Genomic DNA, 19,073 nt, shown 5'->3' on the forward strand with positions numbered 1-19,073 from the left:
AAATTTATCAGCTCAATCCGCTCGATTTGCAAAAGATGAATACTTTTGCCAAGAGAAGAAACTATACTCTCTTTCAGGTCTTTGCCAAATTAGATTCCGGAGAAGCCGAATATCGGGTCTTGTCCGATATCACCAAGCGAGCGAGAGAGGTAGTGAAGAATATTTTGGCCGACACGGATTTTTATCTTGATGTCGCCAATACCAAGCCGACCGGAGAGGTTCTTTATCTCTTTCTACACAAGTCCGGTTTATTAAAGCGTCTCATTAATAATGAAAGCCTGGCTAACGAGCAAAAAGTCAGAAATATTGCCAGTTTTTTCGGCCGGGTACAGGAATTCAAGCAAATTGCCGAGGTTGACCGGGTCTCTGAATTTATTAAGCATCTGGAGGTTATGAGGGATTCAGGCGAGAACCCAGAATCATCTGTTGTCGATCAAGATGCGGATGCGATTCATATCCTAACTATTCATAAATCGAAAGGTTTAGAATTTCCAATTTGTTATTATGCCGGACTTGATAAAAAATTTAATTACAGTGAAAACAAATCTTTTTTTGTATTTGATAAAGAGTATGGATTAATAACAAAATCATTTGATAATGGATTTAAAGATACCATATATCACATCTTATTAAAAAGAAAAAATTATCAAAGCTATGTATCAGAAAGAATTCGACTTTTTTACGTGGCATTAACAAGAGCAAAAGAAAAGATGATTTTAGTAACAAATGTATCAAAATGGAAAAACACAAATTTAATTTATAATAATTTAGGATATTTAGATGTAGGCATAAGAAGAAAATTTAGTTCTTATACAGATGTTCTAAGTAGTATTCCTAGTTTATCTTCATGGTTTCAAAATATAGATATCAAGTACGAAAGTATTCAGCCAGATAGCCAAATCGCATTAAGTAATAAATTTGAACCAGTTTCTTATTTGAAGTTCAACTTTGATGCTTTTTGCAAAGAAGAATATCATTTCTCAAAAAACAGTATCTCACTCTATTCAAAAGCAGAAAAAGAAGCTATGCATTTTGGGACGATGCTTCATGAAGCTTTAGAACATTTTGATTTTAAGAATGTTGATGCTTCTTTAAGTAATCTTCCAGTATTCTTACAAGATAAATTGAAGCCTTTACTAATCTCATTCCCTTTTCAAAACATAGAAGAAGCTGAAATTTATCAAGAATATGAATTTTATGATGAAACGATTGATACAACTCAAAGTGGCATAATTGATTTAATGCTTGTATACAAAAGCAAAGTATATCTTATTGATTATAAACTTAAAAACACGGATGAATCAGCTTATTTGATTCAGTTAAATGGGTACGCAGATTACATAAGAAAAATAACAAAAAAGCCAGTAGATACATATCTATATTCTTTGCTTACGAATGAATTAATATGTTTAAAGGAGGACTAAGATGCAACTTATTCCAAAAGTAAAAAAGATTCAAGAAATGGAAGGAAGTTTTACTATTCCTAAGATACTTAAGATCTTTTTGCCTCAAGAGTTGAGTAATTTAGAAGAAGTAATTGAAATGTTTTTTGTTTATGAAACGACAAGTCAAGTGAGTGCAACCTTACGATTTACCTTTAATGAAACCATGAAAGATGAAGGGTATCATTTAGTCGTACAAGAAGAAAGAATTGAAATTGAATATATAGATTATCATGGTGCCTTATATGGTCTAATGACGTTTTTTCAATTAGTGAAAAGCAATAGAGTAACTTGTTTTGATATTGTCGATTTCCCAGATTTAAAAATTAGGGGATTTATGTTAGATATCAGTAGAGATAAAATTCCAACGCTTGAAACGCTAAAACATTTGATTAACTTAATGATGCAAATTAAAATGAATCATTTTGAACTATACATTGAAGGATTTTCTTATGAATTTCCATCATTTCCTGGGTTACCTGTTGACACTCCTTTTCTTGTATCTGAATTTCAAGAATTAAGTAAGTATGCTTTTATAAGAGGCGTTGATGTTGTGCCAAATATGAATGGATTAGGACACATGACTAAATGGCTTAATTTAAAGGAATATCATTCATTATCAGAGTGTGAAGATGGATTTTTACAATATGGGTTTATGTTTCCTGCATCCACATTAAACCCGCTAGACCCTAAAAGCATAGAGTTGGTAAAAAAAATGTATTTAGACATTCTTCCTTATTCTAATTCAAACTATTTTCATATGAATTGTGATGAACCATTTGAACTTTCAAAAGGAAAGAGCCAACAAGAATGCGAAAAACTTGGCGTAGGAACTGTTTATATGAATTACGTTTCTAAGCTTTCTAGCTTTGTAAAAGAATTTGGAAAAACACCTTTCATTTGGGGAGATGTTATTTTACACCATGAAGAAATTTTGGTGAATTTTCCTGAGTCATTAATCGTAGTAGACTGGGGTTATGACTTTAATTATCCATTTAATTTAAATGCCAAACTACTACAAGAAAATAGAATTCCATTTATTTTAGCTCCAGGCACGTCTTCTTGGAATAGTTTTTCTTCAAGGTTATATGATATGAAAGAAACAACTAAAAACGCCGCCTTGGCTTCAAAAACCTTTGGAGGATTAGGAGTTATTACTACCGATTGGGGTGATTTCGGTCATTTGCAAAATCTTATTTTTAGCTATCCTGGTTTAATCTATGCTGGAGTTGTTTCTTGGGGAGATGACTTTGAATCTTTTGATGAAATTAAAGTATTTATGAATGAAATTATTTTTAACAATACTAAAGATAACGTTGCTCAAATCATCTTCGATCTTGCCTCTTATTCCAATTTGGAAAACGAATATTTACCAAATCAAACAATGACTTTTAAATCGATTATGTATGCTGACCCAGATTCAAGTCATCCTTTGGAACTGAAGAAATATATTTTAAAAGAAGCATTAAAAACATCAATCATAAAAGAAGATAATAAAAAAATGATTTTGACTTTAATTCAAAAAGCAAAAAATGCAATTTTGGATACATCCTCAGAAGTGAAAGAAGAAATTTTACAAACAATTCGATTAATTCAATTATCACTAGATATCAACCAAAAAATCAATTCTAACACATTATTTGACTCTCGAGATTTGAGTTTAATCAATCAAATTATTGAAACTCATGAATTACTATGGTTAAAAAGAAATAAGCCAGGTGGGTTAGATAGAAGTTTATCTAGACTTTTTGTAATAAAAGCCTTGATAACCGATATGAACAATCAAAAATTATGATATAATAAACAAAAAGGAGGTTCAAAATAATGGAAAAAGAAACGCAATTTTCAGAGGCATTACACGCTTATGAAGTTCGCCATTTTGAACAAGCTTTTACGATGTTTTCTAAACTTGCTAAAAAGAAAGATTTAAATAGTATCTATTATTTAGGCCTCATGTACTTTTCTGGATTAGGAGCTAAACAAAATTCAAAAGAAGCTTTCCGTTTATTTAGTATAGCTGCCATTGAACTACATACAGAAGCTATTTATATGTTAGGTCGATGTTATGAAGAAGCGAGCGGTGTAGAAGAAAATTTAAAACAAGCTTTTGAATATTACACAGCATCAGCTCTTCAAGGAAGTAAAGATGGCGCTTTAAAAGTCGCTGAATTTTATGAACTTGGAAAAGGAATTCCTTACAATCTTTCTCTTGCCTTAACAACTTACGTCGAACTTGCAAAAAAAGACCATCCTTATGCGATGTATAAAATTGGAATGGCTTATTTTACAGGCAATGGGATTAAAAAAAGTTGGGAATCAGCTCACTCTTGGCTTAATAAAGCATTAACTAATGGATCGATTGATGCCATGAATCAGTTTCGATTAATGGGAAGCACTAGTAAAACAGATTTTAGAGAAACAAAAGATATAATGCGAATTGGAATTGATTTATTTGAGTCAAACCGTGTGAATGATTCAATCATTTATTTTGAAATTGCTGCAAAAGAAGGAAACGGATTAGCATATCGTTACTTAAGCGATGCTTATTTTAATGGAAAAGGCGTAAAGAAATCTCTTGAAACAGCTTTTGAGTACCTTTCAAAAGCTGCGAATTTAAAAGATCCAAGTGCAATGTATACCCTAGGGAAAAGATATGAAACCGGAGAAGGAACTCCTTCTTCCTTTACGAAAGCCGCTAAATGGTATGAAGCTGCAAGCTTACTAGGTTATGAATTAGCCAAAATCGAATTAAAAGGAATTAGGGGATATTAATATGATTGAAAAAGTAAATCCTAAATCTTTAAACGATTTGGGTGATAAATACTTTAATGGCATAAACAATGAAAAAAATATTGAAGTCGCCTACACTTACTATAAACAAGCAGCAGACGTTGGAAATCCACTGGGCCTTTATAATGTAGGAAAATACTTCATTGAGAAAAAAGAATATAAACTTGCCATTGAATATTTACAAAAAGCTATGGCTTGTGGCTATACGAAAGCCAATCTGAAATTAGCTTCTATGGCAGTTTTAGGTGAAGGATTTCATAAAAATAAGAAAAAAGCATTTAAATTCGTACTCGATGCTGCCAAACAAAATGATACATTTGCATACAATCAAGTAGCAAGTTATTATCTTTTGGGAATCGGATGTAAAAAAGACACAAAAAAAGCATGGGAATATTATCAAAAATCAGCAGATTTAAATAACATTGAAGGAATGTATCAATTAGGATTGCTCTACCTCGAATCAACTAAAAACAAATCAAATCCTGAAACTGCTCTTCATTGGTTGGATAAAGCTGCAGTTTCTGGGTTAAAAAATGCAATGATTGAATTGAAAAAAATCTATTCATTACCGCACCCCTATTTTTTAAAAAAATCAAAAGGATTTTTACAAGAAATGATTTTTTACTATGATGAATTGTTAGCTAAAACGGGAGAACTTGAGAGTTTAAAATCCGTTTCTATTTCTTATTATGAAGGTACTCAAGCTACAAAACAAAATTTTGAAAAATCTATTATTTATTTTAAAAAATTAATGGATTTAGATGAAGTACTTGGATATTATGGCATGGGTGTTAGTTTATTGTATGGACAAGGAATCCTTCAAAATAGTCTTCAAGCGAAAAACTATCTAGAAATTTCTGCAGGTCGAGGCTATCAAAAAGCAATGACTCGTTTAGGTGATTTATATCGAATGGGAATAAACATCGATATAGACTTTGAATTAGCAAAAACTTGGTATTTTGAAGCCGCAAAACAAAATGATCCAGATGCTTTAATGAATTTAGGGCTTTTACATTATCGAAAACAAATTAATAATTCAAGTTTTGAACTGGCATTTCAATACATGGAAAATGCATCTAAAAAAGGGTATTTTCAAGCTTATTATTGGATGGGTATCTTTTATGATAAGGGTATTGGATGTGACTCTAATTTTTCTTTAGCTGAAAAAGCATTCCAAAGGGCCATCCAACTTGGAAGTTTAGGAGCTCTTTATAAATATGCCGTTTTACTCTTTGAAAAAGCCGAGTCAAAAACACTAAAACCAAAAAAACAACAAATAGCATATTCGACTGCAAATGAAATGTTTTTAAAATATGTCCTTGATCCGCAACATTCTCAAAGTAATTCAGCTTATTCCATGGTGTATCTAGCTGAAATGTATGAAAACGGAAAAGGCGTAATGGAATCAAAAAGAATTTCAAGGTATTGGTTTGAATTAGCTGCTGAATCCGGATTGTCAAGAGCTATGGTGAAAATGTATCAAATTCTTCAGGATACTGAATATTTTTCAGCATACGATTGGCTTCAAAAAGCCGTTAAAAACGAAGACGATGGAGAAGCGTTTTATGAAATGGGACTTTTGTATTATGACTTGAATTCATATATTGCCAAAGATTTAAAAAAAGCGAGAGCCTATTTTGAATCTGCAGCAAAACTAAAATGGAAGCCAGCTTTTGAAAAATTAATGATGATGTAGGTGAAAGTATGAATGTTTTTTTACATATTTGCTGCGCACCTTGCAGTGTAATGGTACTAAATATATTAAAAGAAGAGAAAATAGATGTGACCGGATATTGGTATAACCCCAATGTTCATCCATTTACAGAGTATACGAGTCGATTAAATGCTCTAAAACAATACAGTGAAATGATTCAATTGCCTTTAGTGATTAATGATACCTATGGTTTGAGACAATTTGTAAAACATGTTATCTCTGACTTAGAAAATCGTTGTGATTTTTGTTATGAAGATCGAATTCGACTCACTGCAAAACAAGCTAAGCTTAATGGTTTTGATGCTTTCTCTACAACATTATTGATTAGTCCTTATCAAAAACACGAACGTATAAAAGAAATTGCGGTTCGTATTGCAAAAGAAGAAGGTATTCCTTTTTATTATTATGATTTTAGACCTTATTTTCGCGCAGGACAACAAATTGCTAAAACATTACCTTTGTATATGCAAAAATACTGTGGTTGTATTTTTAGCGAAGAAGAAAGGTACCAAAAAAAGCTAAACAAATAAATTCAAGTTAAGATTTTTTCTTAACTTGTTTTAATAAAAGGAGAATTTCATGAAAACTGAATTTTATATTTTTTTAGCGTTTGTCTCTCTTTTCTTTTTATTGATATTGATTGCAATTATTCGAACGTTTTTTACTGGAAATTCACTTTCAAAACCTGTGAAAAAGGACATCTCTCTTGAGTTTCAATTAAAGTATGCAAAAGGATTACAAAAATTAATTCAAATTAAAACAATTTCCAATCGAGAAAATACTAATTTGAATTCTTTTGAAGATTTACAAAAAGTAATAACTCATCTATTTCCTTTAATACATTTAAACTTAGAACAAACAAAATTTGATGATGGATCCTTTATTTATAAGTGGATTGGAACAACTCATAATTATCCAATCTTGCTTATGGCACATCAAGATGTAGTGCCAGTTGACGAACTTAATTGGAAACACACCCCTTTTTCTGGAGTAATAGAACATGATACTATAATTGGAAGAGGGACAATTGACACGAAATCTACATTGTATGCAATCTTTCAAGCAGTTGAAGAATTGTTAAGCGAGAACTTTGTACCTTCAGTTGATATTTATCTAGCAAGCTCAAGCAACGAAGAAGTATCTGGAAATGGAGCCAAAATAACGGTAGATTGGTTAGCAAATCAAAACATAATCTTATCTTTAGTTTTGGATGAAGGCGGAGTGATTGTTGAGAATGCTTTCCCATCTATGAAAAAAGAGATGGCTTTAGTTGGCGTTTTAGAAAAAGGATATGTTAATCTGTTATTTAAAGCGAAATCAAATGGAGGGCATTCTTCCATTCCTTCTAGACATTCACCAATCGCAAGACTTTCTGAATTTGTAATGCATATCGAAAGAAAATTTCCTTTGAAAACAAAGATGATAAATGAAGTAAAAATTATGTTTGAAATTGCTTCTTCATCGATGAGCTTTTGGTATCGATTTATTTTTGGTAATATGTGGTTATTTAAAGGTTTTCTTACAAAAATCTTACCTTCCTTTAGCCCTTATGGAAGAGCTTTTCTTTCAACGACAATTGCCTTTACCATGTCAAAAGGAAGCGATCAAGAAAACGTAATTCCTTCCGAAGCATACTTATTAGCGAATCTCAGAACCCATCCAATACAAGGAATTCAAGATTCCGTTGCAGTATTAACTAAAATCGCAAAAAAATATGACATTGAATGTGAAATCATGAATGGCAGAGAAGCTTCTCCCATTACTGATATAAATTCAGCTGGTTATATCTATTTAACCAAACAAATTCAAACCTCTTTTCCAGATGTTTTAATTAGTCCTTATATTGTGTTAGGAGGTACAGATGCAAGACATTATCGTTCAATCTCAGATTCCATCCTTCGATTTTCACCTTTACGAGTCTCGCAAGCAGAGTTACAGTCGATTCATGGGAATGATGAAAGGTTAAAATTAAGTTCCTTAGCACAAGCCGTAAAGTTTTATGAGGATTTCATGAGGAATTATTAATTATTCTGTTATCTATAGATAACTTCTAAATTCTTGTGATATAATAAAGAAAAGCAACAAAATCAATATGTAAACGGAGGAATTTTATGATATTTCCTAGGAAAGACTTTGAAAAAGCGTCTTGTAAAGATGCAAACATTGATAAAGGATTTTTAGTTGAAATGTTTGACAAAATCAAAGAAGATCATTTAAACATTCATTCCTTAATTTTGTTAAAAGATGGCGCAAAAGTATTTGATGCCTATGCAGATGGCTTTGGTCCTAATCAAACCGAAGAAGTTTATTCCATTTCAAAATCATTTACTAGCATTGCCATCGGAATATGCCAAGATTTAGGACTTTTAAAAATTCAAGATTTAGTTTTACCTTTATTTGAAAAGGATATAACATCTTATTTACCAGGCTATGAAACCTTAACCATCACCCATTTATTAACCATGAGTGTTGGCCAAGAGAAAAATGGGTTAGCTGAATTAAAATCAACAGATAATCCATTTCAGTCTTTTTTTAACACCCCTTTAATCCATCAACCTGGAGAAGTCTTTTTTTACAATAATTTTGCTTCATTTATGCTTTCTGCGATTGTATCAAAAGTGACTTCTCAATCTTGTAATGATTTTTTAAATGACAATATGTATCAAATATTGGACATGGAAAAACCAGTTTGGAAAGATTTTAATGGGATTAATCTTGGAGCACATGGATTAAAACTGAATGCAATTGATTTAGCTAAATTCGGTTTGCTTTTATTAAATGAAGGTAAATGGAGAGAAATTCAAGTTGTATCAAGTGCTTATATTCTTGATGCCTCAAAAAATCATATTACAACTTCGCACGTAGATAACCCAAAAGATACTTATGGATATGGTTATCAATTTTGGTTAAATGATTTTGGTGATTTTAGGGCTGCTGGGTGGTTAAAACAATACATCGTTATCAACAAAGAATATAATTTGGTTTTTGTAACACAAGCTTATGAAGAAAGAGAATTGCTGGATTTATTTACCCAATATATCATTCCGGGATTTAACAAAGGCTGGATGTACAGTCCTTTATCTTTAAGAGAATTTGTTCGTCGTTTCGAAGAAGACTCAAAACCAATTATTGAAAACGAAAAACAAACAAGAAATATTTAAAAAAATTTTAAAAAGGGCTTGTATATTACGAAATCGTAATGTATAATGCATTCAATATTTAAATTTTATGAGCAAAAGAAGTAATCAATTCAACGAATGTTGTAGCGATTTAGGGATAGTGCAAGCCTAATCAGGAGTGGTTGATGAATGGATTTGTGAAAAGGGTGGCGGCAATGCTACTTCGGGAACTCCCGTTATAGAGTTAGGTATTGTTTGATACCGACAAGGAGAATGTTTTTTGTTCTTAAATATGGGTGGCAACACGAGTCATCGTCCCAGTAGACGATGACTCTTTTTTTTATTTTAAAATTGAGGAGGAATTTATCATGCACGAACCATGAAATGTGATTTTCAACAGACATATATATAAAATCAAAACTAAAATAAAAAAAGGAGAATTATATGCAAACAAGAGAATTTGGTCAATATGGCGGTCAATTTGTCGAAGGTGAAGTGTTACTCGCAATTAAAGAAGTTGAATTCGCTTTTGAAAAATATCGTTATGACAAAGAGTTTAACCAAGAATTCAATGATTTATTAAAAAATTATGCAAATAGACCCTCTCTTTTATACTTTGCAAAGAGAATGACAGAAGATTTAAATGGAGCGAAAATTTATTTAAAACGTGAAGATTTAAATCACACAGGAGCTCATAAAATAAATAATGTTTTAGGTCAAGCTCTTTTAGCAAAAAGAATGGGTAAAAAAAGAATTATAGCTGAAACCGGTGCAGGACAACATGGAGTTGCGACTGCTACAGTTGCAGCATTAATGGGACTAGATTGTGAAATCTACATGGGAGAAGAAGATACAATAAGACAAGCTTTAAACGTCTATAGAATGGAACTGTTAGGGGCTAAGGTCCATACTGTATCTACTGGCACCAAAACACTAAAAGATGCTGTAGATGCTGCATTTATGGATTTTGCGACTCATTTGGAGTCCACTTACTATTTAATTGGATCAGCAGTTGGGCCTCACCCCTATCCATTAATGGTACGAGAATTTCAAAAAGTGATTGGTAAAGAGATAAAAGAGCAAATTCTTTCTTTAGAAAATAGATTACCTGATTATGTAATTGCTTGCGTTGGAGGAGGATCCAATGCCATTGGAGCTTTTTATGAATTCATTCAAGATGCTGAAGTAAATCTTGTAGGATGTGAAGCCGCAGGAAAAGGATTAGATACTAAGTTACATGCAGCAACTATGACTCTTGGAAAAGATGGTGTGTTTCATGGAATGTATACAAAATTTATTCAAGATGAAAAAGGAGAAGTTCTTCCTGTTTACTCCATTTCACCAGGACTTGATTATCCAGGAGTTGGTCCAGAACATGCTCACTTATTAAAATCAAGAAGAGCAAAATACGTAGCGATTTCAGACAAGGAGGCCATAGATGCTTTTGTCTATTTGTCAAAAACAGAAGGAATCATTCCGGCAATTGAATCCAGTCATGCCGTGGCGTATGCAATGAATTTAGCGAAAGAATTAAGTAAAGATAAAATGATTGTCATTAATTTATCTGGTAGAGGCGATAAAGATACAGAAGAAATCGCAAAAATATTAGGGTATTTACAATAAATAAAACACTGTCGATTTGACAGTGTTTTATTTTAATTAATTTTTACACAGAACTAAATTCAAAAGTAGACTTTTCAATCAAAATAAGGTATAATGGTTTTGATAAATTAGAATAAATGAGAATCAAGAAGGTATTTTATGAATTGGAAGATTAATTGGTGGAAAAGTAACCTTCACAAGTTAAAAAAGAGACTTGTGATTTTTTTTGGTTTGCTTTTACTTTCAAGTCTTTTAATTGATCACTTAATTTTTTTTACATTTTTGTTTATTTTCTTCCCTTTGGGAGTAATATGCTATTTTATGGAGGCAATTTATGATATTAGGTGATGTAAACCATTTAACTGTATTAAGAGAAACCGACATTAGTTATCTTTTAACTGATGGAGTTGAAGAAGTATTTTTACATAAAAAAGAAGCGTTAAAACCTTATATGGATGGAGAAGAAATCGACGTATTTATCTATTCTGACAATCAAGGTAGAAAAACCGCTTCCACAAAAGAAGCTAAAATATCGATTCATAAAGGTGCTTTTTTAGAAGTCGTATCGATTAATCACGAATATGGAGTTTTTTTACATTATGGATTGGTAAAAGATTTATTACTATCAAAAGATGATTTACCTTTAAATTTAAATCAATGGCCTGTTGTAGGCGATTATTTATTTGTGTCCATGAAAGAAAAAAAATCCCATCTATTTGCGAAAATAGTTGGCAGAAAACAAATATCTGAATACGTAGCCCCTTTAAAACCAATGACAGTTGGAGACGTTTGTCAAGCTACCGTTTTATATTTACTTGATGATGGATTGGTTTGCTTTACAGAATTTGGTCATGAAATTTTTGTACATTATAACAATACAAGACAAAAATATCGAATTGGAGAACCAGTAAGACCAAAATTACTAAAACAAAATGAAAATGACGAATACGTCGGCTCTTTAATTGAACAAAAAGAGTTAATGATTGATGTCGATGGAAAAACAATTTTAACATATTTAGAATTTCATCAAGGAATGATGCGTTTTACTGATAAATCCAGTCCTGATGAAATTGCTTCAGCTTTTAAAATGAGTAAATCAGCTTTTAAACGAGCTTTAGGTTCACTCTATAAAGCGGGATTGGTTGAATTAAAGACCGATCATACAATTTTAAAAAAATAATTAATATATAGGTGAAAATATGGGAAGAGCACATGAAGTAAGAAAAGTAGCAATGGAAAAAACGAGTTTAATGAAAAGTAAACTCTATTCTAAATTTGGAAAAGAAATCTATATGGCCGCTAAAATTGGTGGGCAAGATGTGGATAATAATTTAGCATTAAAGAGAGTTATTGAACGAGCTAAACAAAATCAAGTTCCTGGTGATGTTATAAAAAGAAACATTGAAAAATCAAAGGGCGGGCAAGGAGAAGATTATGCTCCCATTCGCTATGAAGGCTTTGGACCTGGTGGATGTACTTTGATTGTTGAATGTTTAACCGATAATGTAAATCGAACTTTTGGAGAAGTAAGAAGTTGTTTTACAAAGACGGGCAGTAAATTAGGAGTGGCAGGAAGTGTTGCTTATTTATATACCTACTGTGCTTTAATAAGCGTTGAAGGTATGTCAGAAGATGAAGTATTAGAAGTTTTATTAGAAAAAGAATGTGAAATAACTGATGTATATGAAGAAGAAGGAATCGTGACAATAACCGGAGCAGCAAGTGATTTAGATAAAATGAAAGATGCTTTAACTGAAACGGGAAAAGAATTAACTTTTTTAGAAGATAAAGTTACGTATTTACCAAATGATTTCATTGAACTTTCTGATCAAGATCAAGAAAAATTAGACCGTTTTATTTCAATGACCGATGATTTAGATGACGTCCAAGAAGTTTATCATAATGTTAAATCAGCTGAAACCGAAGAATAAATAAATGAAGCAACCTTAATCGGTTGCTTTTTCATTAAAAAAACGGTTTTTTCTTACGTATAAAATAAGTTTTATGATATAATTATAAAGAGGTGTTAAAATGAACTTACCTAATAAATTGACAATGTTTCGAGTTGTATTGATTCCAATAATGATTGCATTATACTTGCTGATTGACGTAATTGGCATAGCAACATATTGGCTAATGGGAATTGTCTTTGTTGTAGCTTCCCTTACCGATTATTTTGATGGAGCAATTGCTCGAAAAAGAAATATTGTTACTACCTTTGGAAAATTTATGGATCCTTTAGCAGATAAGCTTTTAGTAATTAGTGCATTACTAATTTTAACCGATAATTTTGGCTTAGTTAATGGAATGTGGATGCCTTTTTGGATTCCTTTGATTGTGTTAGCTCGCGAATTAATTGTGACAAGTATTAGATTAGTTGCAGTAGGCCATGGCAAAATTATAGCAGCTTCAAAATTAGGAAAATATAAAACGGCAACAACAATGATTGCTATCATGTATTACTTTTTTTTAATGCCGATATCAAATCAATGGATTTACTATATAGGGTATATCCTAATTGCAGCATCCATTGTTTTAACGATTATCTCAGGAATTGATTATTTTCTTAAAAACAAAAAAATTATTTTAGAATCTGTTTAAAGAACTTTACAAGTTCAAAGCGTATTATTTTATCGTAGAATACTGAAATGATAACAGGAGGTCTATAATGATAGACGAAAAACGTAGAAAAAGTTTAGAAATCGCATTAAAAGAAATCGAAAAAGAGTACGGCAAAGGCTCTGTAATGATTCTTGGTGAAGCTGGAACAAATATGAATATAGAATCCATTTCAAGTGGATCTATCGCTTTAGACGCCGCTATGGGCGTTGGTGGATACCCAAGAGGAAGAATCATTGAAATTTATGGGCCAGAATCCTCTGGAAAAACAACGTTTGCGCTTCATGCCATCGCAGAAGTACAAAAAAGAGGTGGATATGCAGCATTTATTGATGCAGAACATGCACTAGATGCACAATATGCAAAAGCTTTAGGAGTAGATATTGATTCATTAATTTTATCTCAACCAGATACTGGCGAACAAGGGTTGGAAATCGCGGAAGCTTTAATTCGAAGTGGCGCAGTTGATATCATGGTCATTGATTCGGTTGCTGCTTTAGTTCCTGAAGCAGAAATCCGTGGTGAAATGGGAGATTCTCATATGGGGCTCCAAGCAAGACTTATGAGTCAAGCTATGAGAAAATTATCTGGAGTTTTATCAAAATCTCAATGCATTGCTGTATTTATTAATCAAATCCGAGAAAAAGTTGGAGTGATGTTTGGTAACCCTGAAGTAACAACTGGTGGTAGAGCTTTGAAATTTTATGCTTCTATTCGACTTGAAATCCGAAAAGGAGAACAAATCAAAGAAGGAACCGATATTATTGGAAACCAAGCAAGGGTAAAAGTAGTAAAAAACAAAGTTGCTGCTCCTTTTAAAACTTGTGTCATTGATATTATCTTCGGAAAGGGAATCTCTAGAACTGGAGAAGTAGTTGATTTAGCAGTAGAACATGAACTCATAAAGAAAAGTGGTTCTTGGTATTCATATAATGATCAAAAAATTGGACAAGGCAGAGAGAATGTCAAGAAATATTTAGATGAAAATCCTGATATGTTAGAGCTGTTAACCAAAAATATTCGCGAAAAATTGTTGATTAAATAAGGAAACTCTTAGGAGTTTCTTTTTTATTTTATAATGGTGGTTACAAATTAACTGAATAATAAAATGTTTTGGTAAATAATTTTTGACTATCAGTGCCTTTTATAATATAATAAGAGGGTAATAAAATTAGATAGTATATTGGTGGTATGATTCTGATATTGGATTTCAGACATACTCTTATATAAAACAACTTAAGATAATGGAGGTAATAATTATGGATCCAATTTATATTATTATTTCTAGTTTGCTAAGCTTAGTTGTCGGTGGTTTGATCGGATTTATTGTTCGGGTTTCTGTTGTAGAAAAAGGATTCCAAACAGCAAGAAATAAATCTCAAAGTATTATTGACGATGCGAATACTCAGGCGGAAAAACTCAAAAAAGAAAAATTGTTAGAAGCAAAACAAGAAATTTATAATCTGAATTTAGAAAACGATAAAATAATTAAAGAAAAAAAGTCCATGGTTGGCGAATTAGAACACAAAATCAACCAACGCGAAGAATTGATCGAACGTCGTTCGGCCAATTTAGACAAACGTGAACTAAATTTAGATCGTAAAGAAGAGACACTTGATGAAAAGAAAAACGCTATTGAGGAAAAGAACAGCAAATTGGAAAGCATAATCCAAGAACAAAATTCAAAACTTTTAGAAATCGCTAATTTCAGCGAAGAACAAGCAAAATCAGTTATTATGGAACGTGTAGAAAACGATATGGCAAATGAAATTGACCGCTACATTCGCGAACAAGAAGAAAATGCGAAAATGGACGCTTCAAAAGTTGCCAAAGACATTATTTCACAAGCCATTCAAAAGTACGCTCAAGATGTAACTGCAGAATCAACCGTATCCGTTGTTAATTTACCAAATGATGAAATGAAAGGTCGAATAATCGGTCGTGAAGGCAGAAATATTCGTACCATTGAAGCATTAACTGGCGTTGATTTAATTATTGATGATACACCAGAAGCAGTTGTACTCTCTGGATTTGATCCAATTAGAAGAGAAATTGCTAAAAAAACGATTGAAACATTAATTACTGATGGAAGAATCCATCCAGCAAGAATTGAAGAAATCGTTGAAAAAACAAGAGTTGAAGTTGACCAATTTATACGTGATATGGGAGATAAAGCCGTTTTTGAAACCGCAGTTGGTAGAATGCACCCTGATTTAGTAAAATTACTAGGAAGATTGCATTTTAGAACTTCATACGGACAAAACGCTCTAAAACATTCCATTGAAACCGCCTTTTTAGCAGGTAAAATGGCTGTAGAATTAGGTGAAAACGAAATCATTGCAAAACGCGCAGGTTTATTACACGATATCGGAAAAGCTGTTGATCACGAAATAGAAGGATCACACGTTGATATTGGAATTACTCTTGCAAATAAATATCATGAACATGCAGCTGTAATTGATGCAATATCAAGTCATCATGGTGATACAGAAGCTAAAACAGTTATAGGAGTTTTAGTAGCTGCTGCTGATGCGTTATCTGCTGCAAGACCTGGAGCTAGAAGTGAATCACTAGAAAACTATATCAAACGATTAACTCAATTAGAAGAAATCTCCAATTCTGTTGCTGGGGTTGAACAAGCCTTTGCAATTCAAGCCGGAAGAGAAGTACGTGTTATCGTAAAACCTAACGAAATTGATGATGCTAAAACATATTTGGTTGCAAGAGAAATCAAACAACTAATCGAGCAAAAACTCAGTTATCCTGGCACTATAAAAGTAACGGTTATTCGAGAAACACGCGCACAAGATATTGCAAAATAAACGACTAGCCTTCCTTCACGGAAGGCTATCATTTTAAAGGGATGATATAAATGAGAGTACTATTTGTTGGAGATGTTTATATGGAACAAGGCCGAAAAGCGTTTGAAAAATACTTTTTGACTGTGAAACAACAATATAAACCTCAATTTATTATTGTGAACGGAGAAAACATTGCCAATGGGAATGGATTAACTGAGGAAATATATAAAGATTTAATGTCCAAAGGAGTCAATGCCATTACGCTTGGTAATCATGCGTTTTCTAGAAAAGACGCTATAAACGTTCTTTCGCTTCCATACATTGCAAGACCTGCAAATTATGGCAAAGGTGCTTCTGGAAACGAATATATTACCTACAACTTTAATGGATTAACCATTACAGTAATCAATTTACTTGGTAGAGTATTTATGAGAGATCAAGTTGACAATCCGTTTACGAAAATTGATACATTACTTGAAGAAATCAAAAGCGACTACATCATTGTCGATTTTCACGCAGAAGCGACTAGTGAAAAATATGCTTTAGCTAATTACTTAGATGGAAGAGTACATGCAATGGTAGGAACACATACCCATGTGCCAACTGTCGATAATATCGTTTTTCCAAAAGGAATGCTTTACATAAGTGATGTTGGCATGACAGGCGTAAAATACGGAATTATTGGTGGAGAAATTAAACAAGGAATCCGAAAATTTATAACTGGAATTTCTGAAAGAACACTCCCAGAAACGCAAGGATTACTACAATTTAATGCAGTTTTGTTAGATTTAGATCGAAAAACGATTGAAAGAATCAATATCTTTGAATAAATTTTGTTTATGAGGCAACTCATAAACATCTTTTTTTCTAGTTAAATAATTTGTATAATTTATGGTAATTGGTTATACTTAAAGATGGTGATAAATATGAGTGAGACAAACTATAACAAACCATTACTTAAAAATGCGCGCAAACGAAGTTTTAATGAAACGATTGTTTCAGAATATCAAATTCCGCTAGAAATTAAGAATTTTGGAAAGAATAAAAAATATTTAATCCAAACACATGGTTGTCAAGCAAACGAAGCGGATTCAGAAAAATTAAGAGGATTACTTGAAACAGAAGGTTTTTTTAAAACAGATGATTTAAATGAAGCAGATTTGATTATAATTAATACTTGTGCTATCCGAAAAAATGCTGAAAATAAAGTTTTTGGAGAGATTGGTAGATTAAAAAAATATAAGGTTTTAAATCCTAATTTGGTATTAGCCGTTGGTGGATGTATGCCTCAAGAAGAAGAAGTCGTTGAAAAATTACTGAAAACGTATCCTCAAGTGGATATCATTTTCGGAACTCATAATTTACATAAATTTCTTGAATACTTGTATAGAGTTATGATTCAAAAAGAACGAATGATTGAAGTGCTATCTTTCGAAGGAGAAATCGTCGAACATGTCCCTACGGTTAGAGAAAACCGTTATAAAGCTTGGGTGAACATTATGTATGGATGTGATGAGTTTTGTACGTACTGTATCGTTCCGTATACGAGAGGAAAAGAACGTTCAAGAAAACCAATACATATCATTGAAGAAATAAATGAATTGATTACGCAAGGATATAAAGAAGTTACATTACTAGGTCAAAATGTCAATTCGTATGGATTAGACTTTGTGAATGAAAAATATACTTTTGCTGATTTATTAAAAGAATTATCTTCTTTGCCGATTGAAAGAATCCGTTTCACGACAAGTCATCCGAAAGATTTTTCTTTCGATTTAATCGATATGTTAGCGAAAGGGAAAAATTTAATGCCTTACATTCATCTTCCTGTACAATCTGGATCTAACAAAATCTTAAAAGCAATGAATAGAAAATATACCAAAGAAAGTTATTTAAATTTAATCAACAAAATATATGAAAAAATTCCAGATGTATCCATAACAACTGATATCATTGTCGGCTTTCCAGGGGAAACAGAAGAAGATTTTTTAGAAACGCTCGATTTAGTTCGTCAAGCTTCATTTGAGGGTGCTTATACGTTTGTTTTTTCACCTAGAACTGGAACTCCAGCCGCTTCGTTTATTGATACAACCCCAGATTTAGAAAAAAAAGCACGTCTTTACAAGTTAAATGAAATCGTAAATCAAGGTTATGCAAAAGGAAATAGTCGTTTTCTAAATCAAAATGTATCTGTTTTAGTTGAAGGACACTCAAAAACAAATCCATCAATATTAACAGGATATAGCAATCACAATAAGCTTGTGAATTTTAAAGGAGACGATTCTTTGATTGGTACAATCGTTCAAGTTAAAATCATAAAAGCAAAAACTTGGTCTTTAACCGGAGAATTGTTTCATGAGTAAACTTACCGATTTATTAGATCAATTCCAATCCAGTAGTTTGGTTTTGGAACTTCATAATTTAAAAAAAAAGATTAACACAAACCCAAGATACATTGAAGTTTTTGAAGAAATAAAATTTCTTCAAAAACAGATGGTTCAATTCGAATATTATAGTAAAACATCAGAGCTGTCTTCAAAAAAAAGAGATTATGAAACACACTTAAATTTACTGTTAAGCGATCCAATTGTAAGTGAGTATTTAGACAAAGCAGAAGAATTAAATGCTTTACTTCACCAAATTCAAGAAATTATTAATAATGGACTAAATGAAATTCAAGAAGAATTGTAAATGAAATTTTAATTTACAGTTCTTTTTATTTCTTAATCCAGAATTGATTCATTTATATAATATAAAATTGTTAAATGCTCTTAAATTAATTTTTATAGTAAACGTTGATAATATTTATATAAGCTAGAAATAGAGGGGTTTATTTTTTCGGAACTTAAATAAATATATATATTTTAAAGATACATGTAAAATTACTGATACTACTTAATCCGATTTACCTTACAAGGAATATGAGATTCGTTAAGAAACTCAATTTTTTTATTCAATATTTCAAAAAAAAAAAAAAAAAAAAAAA

16 protein-coding genes are annotated in these 19,073 nt (G+C 31.7%); all 16 read left to right on the forward strand.

Annotated elements, in window-relative coordinates; genetic code table 11:
• Positions 1–1,424, forward strand: a 1,424-nt coding sequence (locus tag KJ971_00870) for a hypothetical protein (protein MBU1144393.1), incomplete at its 5' end; no start/stop codon positions are given.
• A 1-nt stretch (position 1,425) separates the two neighbouring features.
• On the forward strand, positions 1,426–3,237 hold the full coding sequence (locus KJ971_00875) for a beta-N-acetylhexosaminidase (GenBank protein MBU1144394.1): 1,812 nt from the start codon (positions 1,426–1,428) through the stop codon (positions 3,235–3,237).
• A 29-nt stretch (positions 3,238–3,266) separates the two neighbouring features.
• Complete coding sequence (locus tag KJ971_00880; GenBank protein MBU1144395.1) at positions 3,267–4,214, forward strand: sel1 repeat family protein; 948 nt, start codon at positions 3,267–3,269, stop codon at positions 4,212–4,214.
• A gap of 1 nt (position 4,215) precedes the next feature.
• Positions 4,216–5,928 (forward strand): SEL1-like repeat protein, encoded by a 1,713-nt coding sequence (locus KJ971_00885; protein ID MBU1144396.1) that lies wholly within the window; start codon positions 4,216–4,218, stop codon positions 5,926–5,928.
• A gap of 8 nt (positions 5,929–5,936) precedes the next feature.
• Positions 5,937–6,476 (forward strand): epoxyqueuosine reductase QueH, encoded by a 540-nt coding sequence (locus tag KJ971_00890; GenBank protein ID MBU1144397.1) that lies wholly within the window; start codon positions 5,937–5,939, stop codon positions 6,474–6,476.
• 49 nt (positions 6,477–6,525) lie between these two features.
• Complete coding sequence (locus KJ971_00895) at positions 6,526–7,971, forward strand: M20/M25/M40 family metallo-hydrolase (GenBank protein ID MBU1144398.1); 1,446 nt, start codon at positions 6,526–6,528, stop codon at positions 7,969–7,971.
• Positions 7,972–8,057: 86 nt separating this feature from the next.
• A complete protein-coding gene (locus tag KJ971_00900; GenBank protein ID MBU1144399.1) occupies positions 8,058–9,107 on the forward strand; it encodes a beta-lactamase family protein in 1,050 nt (349 codons plus the stop codon).
• 402 nt (positions 9,108–9,509) lie between these two features.
• Complete coding sequence (trpB, locus tag KJ971_00905) at positions 9,510–10,688, forward strand: tryptophan synthase subunit beta (protein MBU1144400.1); 1,179 nt, start codon at positions 9,510–9,512, stop codon at positions 10,686–10,688.
• Between the two features lie 313 nt (positions 10,689–11,001).
• Positions 11,002–11,847 carry a hypothetical protein gene (locus KJ971_00910; GenBank protein ID MBU1144401.1) on the forward strand — a complete coding sequence of 282 codons (846 nt, stop codon included), beginning with the start codon at positions 11,002–11,004 and terminating at the stop codon, positions 11,845–11,847.
• A 19-nt stretch (positions 11,848–11,866) separates the two neighbouring features.
• Complete coding sequence (locus tag KJ971_00915) at positions 11,867–12,598, forward strand: YebC/PmpR family DNA-binding transcriptional regulator (protein ID MBU1144402.1); 732 nt, start codon at positions 11,867–11,869, stop codon at positions 12,596–12,598.
• Between the two features lie 100 nt (positions 12,599–12,698).
• The gene (pgsA, locus tag KJ971_00920; protein MBU1144403.1) at positions 12,699–13,268 is read left to right on the forward strand and encodes a CDP-diacylglycerol--glycerol-3-phosphate 3-phosphatidyltransferase; all 570 of its coding nucleotides are present in this window, start codon (positions 12,699–12,701) and stop codon (positions 13,266–13,268) included.
• Between the two features lie 67 nt (positions 13,269–13,335).
• The gene (gene recA / locus KJ971_00925; GenBank protein MBU1144404.1) at positions 13,336–14,331 is read left to right on the forward strand and encodes a recombinase RecA; all 996 of its coding nucleotides are present in this window, start codon (positions 13,336–13,338) and stop codon (positions 14,329–14,331) included.
• Between the two features lie 211 nt (positions 14,332–14,542).
• A complete protein-coding gene (rny, locus tag KJ971_00930; GenBank protein MBU1144405.1) occupies positions 14,543–16,108 on the forward strand; it encodes a ribonuclease Y in 1,566 nt (521 codons plus the stop codon).
• A gap of 50 nt (positions 16,109–16,158) precedes the next feature.
• Entirely contained in the window at positions 16,159–16,917 is a 759-nt protein-coding gene (locus tag KJ971_00935; GenBank protein MBU1144406.1) for a YmdB family metallophosphoesterase, read from the forward strand.
• 96 nt (positions 16,918–17,013) lie between these two features.
• Positions 17,014–18,450, forward strand: coding sequence for a tRNA (N6-isopentenyl adenosine(37)-C2)-methylthiotransferase MiaB (gene miaB / locus KJ971_00940; GenBank protein MBU1144407.1), 1,437 nt, complete (start codon positions 17,014–17,016; stop codon positions 18,448–18,450).
• A complete protein-coding gene (locus KJ971_00945; protein ID MBU1144408.1) occupies positions 18,443–18,778 on the forward strand; it encodes a YlbF family regulator in 336 nt (111 codons plus the stop codon). The genes miaB and KJ971_00945 overlap by 8 nt, the downstream gene beginning before the upstream one ends.
• The last annotated feature ends 295 nt before the right edge of the window (positions 18,779–19,073 follow it).

Source organism: Bacillota bacterium, assembly GCA_018818595.1.
Lineage (GTDB): Bacteria > Bacillota_I > Bacilli_A > Izemoplasmatales > Hujiaoplasmataceae > JAHIRM01.

Bases quoted from the DNA above. Each gene is read 5' to 3' on its own strand.
- KJ971_00915 (MBU1144402.1), top strand. From the start codon at position 11,867: ATGGGAAGAGCACATGAAGTAAGAAAAGTAGCAATGGAAAAAACGAGT.
- recA (MBU1144404.1), top strand. From the start codon at position 13,336: ATGATAGACGAAAAACGTAGAAAAAGTTTAGAAATCGCATTAAAAGAA.
- KJ971_00935 (MBU1144406.1), top strand. From the start codon at position 16,159: ATGAGAGTACTATTTGTTGGAGATGTTTATATGGAACAAGGCCGAAAA.
- miaB (MBU1144407.1), top strand. From the start codon at position 17,014: ATGAGTGAGACAAACTATAACAAACCATTACTTAAAAATGCGCGCAAA.
- trpB (MBU1144400.1), top strand. From the start codon at position 9,510: ATGCAAACAAGAGAATTTGGTCAATATGGCGGTCAATTTGTCGAAGGT.
- KJ971_00895 (MBU1144398.1), top strand. From the start codon at position 6,526: ATGAAAACTGAATTTTATATTTTTTTAGCGTTTGTCTCTCTTTTCTTT.
- KJ971_00945 (MBU1144408.1), top strand. From the start codon at position 18,443: ATGAGTAAACTTACCGATTTATTAGATCAATTCCAATCCAGTAGTTTG.
- KJ971_00880 (MBU1144395.1), top strand. From the start codon at position 3,267: ATGGAAAAAGAAACGCAATTTTCAGAGGCATTACACGCTTATGAAGTT.
- KJ971_00890 (MBU1144397.1), top strand. From the start codon at position 5,937: ATGAATGTTTTTTTACATATTTGCTGCGCACCTTGCAGTGTAATGGTA.
- KJ971_00885 (MBU1144396.1), top strand. From the start codon at position 4,216: ATGATTGAAAAAGTAAATCCTAAATCTTTAAACGATTTGGGTGATAAA.
- KJ971_00900 (MBU1144399.1), top strand. From the start codon at position 8,058: ATGATATTTCCTAGGAAAGACTTTGAAAAAGCGTCTTGTAAAGATGCA.
- KJ971_00875 (MBU1144394.1), top strand. From the start codon at position 1,426: ATGCAACTTATTCCAAAAGTAAAAAAGATTCAAGAAATGGAAGGAAGT.
- pgsA (MBU1144403.1), top strand. From the start codon at position 12,699: ATGAACTTACCTAATAAATTGACAATGTTTCGAGTTGTATTGATTCCA.
- KJ971_00910 (MBU1144401.1), top strand. From the start codon at position 11,002: ATGATATTAGGTGATGTAAACCATTTAACTGTATTAAGAGAAACCGAC.